This is a genomic window from Actinomadura formosensis NBRC 14204, assembly GCF_001552155.1.
Taxonomy (GTDB): domain Bacteria; phylum Actinomycetota; class Actinomycetes; order Streptosporangiales; family Streptosporangiaceae; genus Spirillospora; species Spirillospora formosensis.
In genome coordinates, this window is the sequence record NZ_BCQQ01000218.1 from 1 (window position 1) to 5,780 (window position 5,780).

At 70.1% G+C, this 5,780-nt stretch carries 4 protein-coding genes and 2 pseudogenes; 4 read left to right on the forward strand and 2 right to left on the reverse strand.

The genetic code is table 11. The features are described from left to right. On the forward strand, nt 1–678 hold a 678-nt coding region (locus AF1_RS33895; protein WP_157419375.1), incomplete at its 5' end, for an HNH endonuclease signature motif containing protein. A gap of 191 nt (nt 679–869) precedes the next feature. Further along, nucleotides 870–1,088: pseudogene (locus AF1_RS37205) on the forward strand (IS982 family transposase); the annotation flags it as partial. On the opposite strand, the pseudogene AF1_RS31555 reads toward AF1_RS37205, so the two are convergent. Further along, nucleotides 1,071–1,868 (reverse strand): annotated as a pseudogene (locus AF1_RS31555) (ISL3 family transposase); the annotation flags it as partial. The pseudogenes AF1_RS37205 and AF1_RS31555 sit on opposite strands and share 18 nt — an antisense overlap. 159 nt (nt 1,869–2,027) lie before the next feature. On the opposite strand from AF1_RS31555, the gene AF1_RS31560 reads away from it, so the two are divergent. Next, nucleotides 2,028–3,284 carry an MFS transporter gene (locus tag AF1_RS31560; protein ID WP_207394015.1) on the forward strand — a complete coding sequence of 419 codons (1,257 nt, stop codon included), beginning with the start codon at nt 2,028–2,030 and terminating at the stop codon, nt 3,282–3,284. Nucleotides 3,285–3,332: 48 nt separating this feature from the next. Here AF1_RS31560 and AF1_RS31565 read toward each other — a convergent pair whose 3' ends face one another. Continuing rightward, on the reverse strand, nt 3,333–3,734 hold the full coding sequence (locus tag AF1_RS31565; RefSeq protein ID WP_242608769.1) for a pyridoxamine 5'-phosphate oxidase family protein: 402 nt from the start codon (nt 3,732–3,734) through the stop codon (nt 3,333–3,335). A gap of 116 nt (nt 3,735–3,850) precedes the next feature. Here AF1_RS31565 and AF1_RS31570 point away from each other — a divergent pair, with 116 nt between their 5' ends. Further along, the gene (locus AF1_RS31570; RefSeq protein WP_067807784.1) at nt 3,851–5,560 is read left to right on the forward strand and encodes an MFS transporter; all 1,710 of its coding nucleotides are present in this window, start codon (nt 3,851–3,853) and stop codon (nt 5,558–5,560) included. Nucleotides 5,561–5,780 lie beyond the last annotated feature (220 nt).

Below are 5,780 nucleotides of genomic sequence, written 5' to 3' on the forward strand. Positions count from 1 at the left end.
ACCGACGACCACCGCGACCTGTCCGAACGCACGGCGGCCGCGCTCACCTCGGTGCTGTCGGGCGGGCACAAGGCCACCAAGGTCACGGTCATCTGCGACCTGGACACCCTGACCGGTGGAAAGGCGCCGGCCAGGCTGACCGACGGCACCCCCATCCCCGCCGAGCAGGCCCGCCGCATCGCCCTGAGCGCCGGAGTGTCGTCGCTCCTCCTGGGACGCGGCCACACACCCCTCTACCTCGGCCACCGGGTGCGTTTCGCCAGCCCCGCCCAACGCCAGGTCCTCGAAGCCCTTTATCCGACCTGCGCCGTCCACGGCTGCGAAGTCCCCGGGACGTTGTGCGAGGTCGACCACGTTCACGGCTGGGCACTGGGCGACAGCCCCACTGACATCGACCGGCTTGCCCTCACCTGCGGGTGGCACAACCGGTGGAAGGCGGCCAACCCGCGCCAGATCCACATCACCCGAGGCGCCGACGGTCGCTACGGCTACCGTCTGCTGCCCCCCGAAGACGCCCGGGAGCGACACCGCCCACCATCCGGCACCCACATGCCCTGGAATACGGCTCCGCCTACTCCCGTCATCCGGCCGTCCCCTCCGGGCCCCTATCAAGGGCAACGGTGCCGTCCACGGACCGGTGCCCCACCGCGGGGCCGCCGTCAAACAACCGGCCCCTGACGAGAGCCGCGCCCACTCCCGCCCAGCACCGGCACCAGTCCGCCCGCAGCGGTTCCCGCCTTCTGACCAGCGACATACTCGCCACTCAAAGAGCGTGGGTCATGCTGTCGTGTGGGTGCGGACCATGCCCGCCGCTGATGTGGTCGGCTGAACCGGCTGCGGGCATGGCGAAGGGCGCCCATGATCAGTGTGTGAAGACAAACCTGGACGCCCTTCTGACCGCACTCTATGTCCATCTGGACGACCATGTCCTGCCTGCGGCGGGTCGGCCTCGCAGACGCGGTCCCGGCCGGGTGCTCAACGACGCCGAGCTGGTCTGTGTGGCGGTGGCGCAGGTGTTGCCGGGGTGTGATTCCGAGCGCCGGTGGCTACGGATGGCACCCGGCAGGATCGGGCACCTGTTCGCGCGGCGGCGGCCCGGCTTTGGCCCGGCATGCGCTGTGCGCGGCGACCTCCTTCAACACCGCTTCGGCGAGGTTGTGCCAGATGTGTCACCGGTCCCCGACCTGCACCGCGTCGGGGAGGGTGCGGCGGACCGCCTCGGCGTAGGCGCCGGAACCGTCCCGGCAGACGACCTGGATGCCCGGGTGCTCCCGCAGCCACGCCTCCGGGGTGTCGGCCCTGCGGTCGGGCGGCACGTCGATGCGCTGCCGGGTCTGGGCGTCGATCAGCGCGGTGGCGTGACTGCGGTGCTTGCGCGGGGCGAAGTCGTCCACGCCGAGCACCCGTGGCACCGGCCGCTCCGGCAGCGGAAGCCTCAGCAGTGCGCGCAGTGCCGTGTGCCGGGATGGTGGCACGCCCAGCGCGGATGACAGGCGTGTGCCGGCGCGGCCGGCCAGTTCCCGCACGACCACTGCGATCTGCGAGGTCAGGCGGGGCGTGCGGTGCTGGTGACGCTCCAGGACGCCGGGCAGTTGTTCACGGAAGGCCTGGACGCAGCCGCGGATCGGGCACACCAGCCGGCGCACCCGCACTCCGACCACGACCCTGTGGGCATCGATCGGAACGTCGGCAACCGCCCGCCACTGGTAACCGTGCATCGACCCGGTGCCGCAGCCCGGGCATGCCGCCGGGCCGTCGGGTGTCCGCGCCCGCCCCCAGATCAGCTCGCCCTGGCCCACCACGTCCTCGATGGCCAGCGGAGACAGCCCGGAGAGCATCAGCTTCACAAGATCGTCGTTCTCCTGCATGACCGATCGTGATACCGCGAAGCCAGGACGTCACCACCGAATATGCGACAGAGCCCAAATAACGGTGGATCTCATTCACCGGACGGCCGGAAATCCATGGCCCGTCGGTCCGGTTTTATCGGGCTGGCTTACCGAGATGCCTTGTCATAAGAATCTTGTGTGGCGATCGAGAGCGTGGGGCGGCCGCAGCAACGTCTGCGTGATTGCCCCGGCTTCGTGTCGGCATGGGCGGCGTCGACCATCTCGGACTTCGGCAGCTATGTCACAACGCTCGCCATCCAGGTGCTCATCGTGCTCACGCTGCACGAAGGCGCCACGGGCGTAGGGCTGGTCAGTTCGGCGCGCTGGGCGCCGTACCTGCTGTTCGGGCTGGTCGCCGGGGTTCTGGTAGATCGTTCCCGGCGGCGTCCGCTGCTGGTCACCACTGATCTCAGCCGTGGTCTTCTTCTCATCGCCGTGCCGGTGCTCGCCGTGACGCATCACTTGTCGCTGCTTCTGCTGATGCTGTTCATGGCCTCGTTCGGGTTGATGTCCCTTCTCAATGACGCCGCGTCTCAGGCTTTTCTTCCGCGGCTGCTCCCCGCCCATCTGCTCACCGCGGCCAACGCCCGGCTCGACCAGAGTTCGGCGGTCGCGCAGACCTCTGGCCCGGCTCTCGCAGGTGGGCTGGTCTCGCTCTTGACGGCGCCGTGGGCCGTACTCGTCGACGCCGTGAGTTACCTCGTGTCGGGGCTGCTGCTCGTCCGGGTCCGGGTGCCCGAGCCCGCGTCCCGGCCTGTTTCGGCTCATGGCGTGACGAGCGAGGCGGTGCAAGGTCTGCGGTGGGTCTATGGGCACGTCACCCTGCGGCCCCTCGCGGTGACCACCCACGGTTGGTTCTTCTGCTCGGCCATCGCGGGCGCCGTTCTGCCGACCTTCGCGCTGCGGACCCTCGGCCTGAGCCCGTTCGGCCTGGGGCTGACGGTCGCGGCGGGTGGGGGCGGTGGGCTCCTGGGCAGCATCGCGGCCACGCGGCTCGGTGCGCGCTTCGGCGCGGGGCGGGTGGTCATCGTCTGTCGCGCGCTCACCGGGGTCTCCTGGGCGCTGATGGCATCGAGCACCGCGCAGTGGGCCGGGTGGGTCCTGTTCGCCGCCGGGCAGGCGTTGCTCGGCCTGTCGATGGGCGCGGAGAACGCGAATGAGATGGGGTATCGGCAGGCGGTGACGCCGGACGCCCTGCAGGGGCGGATGAACGCCGTCATGCGTTCGATCAACCGTGCCGTCATCGTGGTCGGTGCACCCGCGGGCGGGATTCTGGGTGACGTGGTCGGGGACCGGTCGGTGCTCTGGGGCGCTTCGGGCGGATTCCTGCTCGTCGCGGTCGTGCTCGCACTGTCCCCTTTCCGCCGCGCCGGCCTCGATGACCTCGGTCGTTGACGCGGCCCTGGAGGGGCAGAGGTAGGAAGGGTGCAGAGGCAGGGAGGGTCAGAGGTTGCCCAGTGCTCGGGTTGCGGTGATCTCTATGACCACTCGGTTCGGGTTGGGGCGCGGGGGCTTGTAGCGGGCCGTGTAGCGGCGTTCGGCGTCGGCTACGGAGTCCGGGTCTGTTTTCACGACCGCGCGGCCTTCGAGGGTGGCCCAGCGGCGGCCGTCCACCTGGGTCACGGCGACCGGCAGGCCGGCCTCGCCGGCGTGGCGGACGTGGCGGACCTTCGCGGAGGTGGCCGAGGTGATCACGCGGACGGTCCCGGCGTCCAGGGTGGCGCCCACGGGGACGGCGTGGGGGGTGCCGTCCGGGCGGACGGTGACGAGTGTGCATATGTGGCGTTCGCCGAAGAACGCGGCGAGGCGTTCGTCGTCCAGGTCCAGCCGGTGTTTCCCGCCCACCTGGAGCATCTTACGTGCCCTGGGGGTGAGGGTTGAGGCTCCTTTGCCGGGGTGGCGTGGAAGAGCGCGCCCATGATCAGTTAGTGCAGGAAACTATCTGGCGGGGGTGACGCGGCGTGTCGTCCGAGCGCTATCCGTGGGTCGCGCTGAGCAACACGACGCTCGGCATGCTGCTGACGACGGTCAACTCCTCGATTGTGATCATCTCGCTGCCGGCGATCTTCCGCGGCATCCGGTTGAATCCGCTGGAGCCGGGCAATATCGGCTACCTGCTGTGGAACCTGATGGGCTACATGCTCGTCTCGGCGGTGCTGGTGGTGACCCTTGGGCGGCTCGGCGACATGTTCGGGCGCGTCCGGATGTACAACGCCGGATTCGCGGTGTTCACGGTCGGGACGCTCGTGCTGGCGCTCGATCCGCTGCACGAGGGCGCCGGGGCGGTCTGGCTCATCGGCTGGCGGGTGTTCCAGGGGATCGGCGGCGCCATGCTCATGGCGAACTCGGCCGCGATCCTCACCGACGCGTTCCCGGCGCACCGGCGCGGTATGGCGATGGGCGTCAACCAGGTCGCGGGCATCGCCGGGACGTTCATCGGCCTGGTCGCCGGCGGCCTGCTCAGCGAGATCAACTGGCGGCTGGTGTTCTTCGCGTCCGCGCCGATCGGAATCATCGGGACGATCTGGGCGTACCGCAGCCTGGTCGAGACCGCGAAGAGGGCCGTCACCGCGAAGATCGACTGGCTCGGCAACGCGACGTTCGCGGTCGGGCTGACCGCGCTGCTCGCCGCGATCACCTACGGCATCCAGCCCTACGGCGGCCATGACATGGGCTGGACGAACCCCCGGGTGCTGACCGGGATCACCGGCGGCATCGCGGTGCTCGTGCTCTTCGGCTGGATCGAGACCAAGGTGGAGCAGCCGATGTTCCATCTCGGGCTGTTCCGCATCCGGGCGTTCACGGCGGGGAACGCGGCCGGGCTGCTCGCAGCGATCTCGCGCGGCGGGATGCAGTTCATGCTGATCATCTGGCTGCAGGGCATCTGGCTGCCGCTGCACGGCTACGACTACGCGGACACGCCGCTCTGGGCGGGCATCTACCTGCTGCCGCTGACCGCCGGTTTCCTGGTGGCGGGCCCGCTCTCGGGGCATCTGTCCGACCGGCACGGCGCCCGCGCGTTCGCGTCCGGCGGGCTCGTGCTGTCCGCGCTGGCGTTCGCCGGGCTGCTGATGATCCCGACCGACTTCGGGTACCCGGCGTTCGCCCTGCTGATCTTCCTCAACGGGATCGGCTCCGGGCTGTTCGCCGCGCCCAACACCACCGCGATCATGAACTCCGTCCCGGCGGACCGGCGCGGCGTCGCGTCCGGGATGCGCGCCACGTTCATGAACGCCGGCATGGTGCTGTCGATCGGCGTGTTCTTCTCCCTGATGATCGCGGGCCTGTCCGGCACGCTGCCGAAGACGCTCACGCAGGGACTGACGCAGCACGGGGTCCCGGCCGGTCCGGCGGCGCGGGTCGGCGAGCTGCCGCCGGTCGGCACGCTGTTCGCCGCGTTCCTCGGCTACAACCCGATCCAGAACCTGCTCGTGCCGTTCCATGTGCTCGGCGGGCTCGCGCCGGACGACGTGGCGACCCTCACCGGCCGGTCCTACTTCCCGCACCTGATCTCCGAGCCGTTCCACCACGGGCTCGTCATCGTGTTCGGCATGGCGATCGCGATGTCGCTGGTCGCGGCACTGGTGTCGCTGCTGCGTGGACGCCGGTACGTGCACGACGACGCCCGGGAGGAGCCCGCGTTGCAGCGGGCCGGACGGGGCGCCTCCTAGCCGGAGCCCGCCGCCTCAGCTCACTGCGGCTTCCAGGTTCGGTTCCGGTGCGGGTGGTTTCCCGGAGGGCGTGGGTGTGCGGGTGTTCCCGGGCCGGTTCGCCGTGTGTTGCGGCGTTTCATGACGGCCTGGAGATCGGGCAGGTCGCGGCCGACCGCGGTGAGATGCGTCTTCATCGGTGTCGCACGGGCGGAGCGTGATCCCGCCGATACGGCGAGGG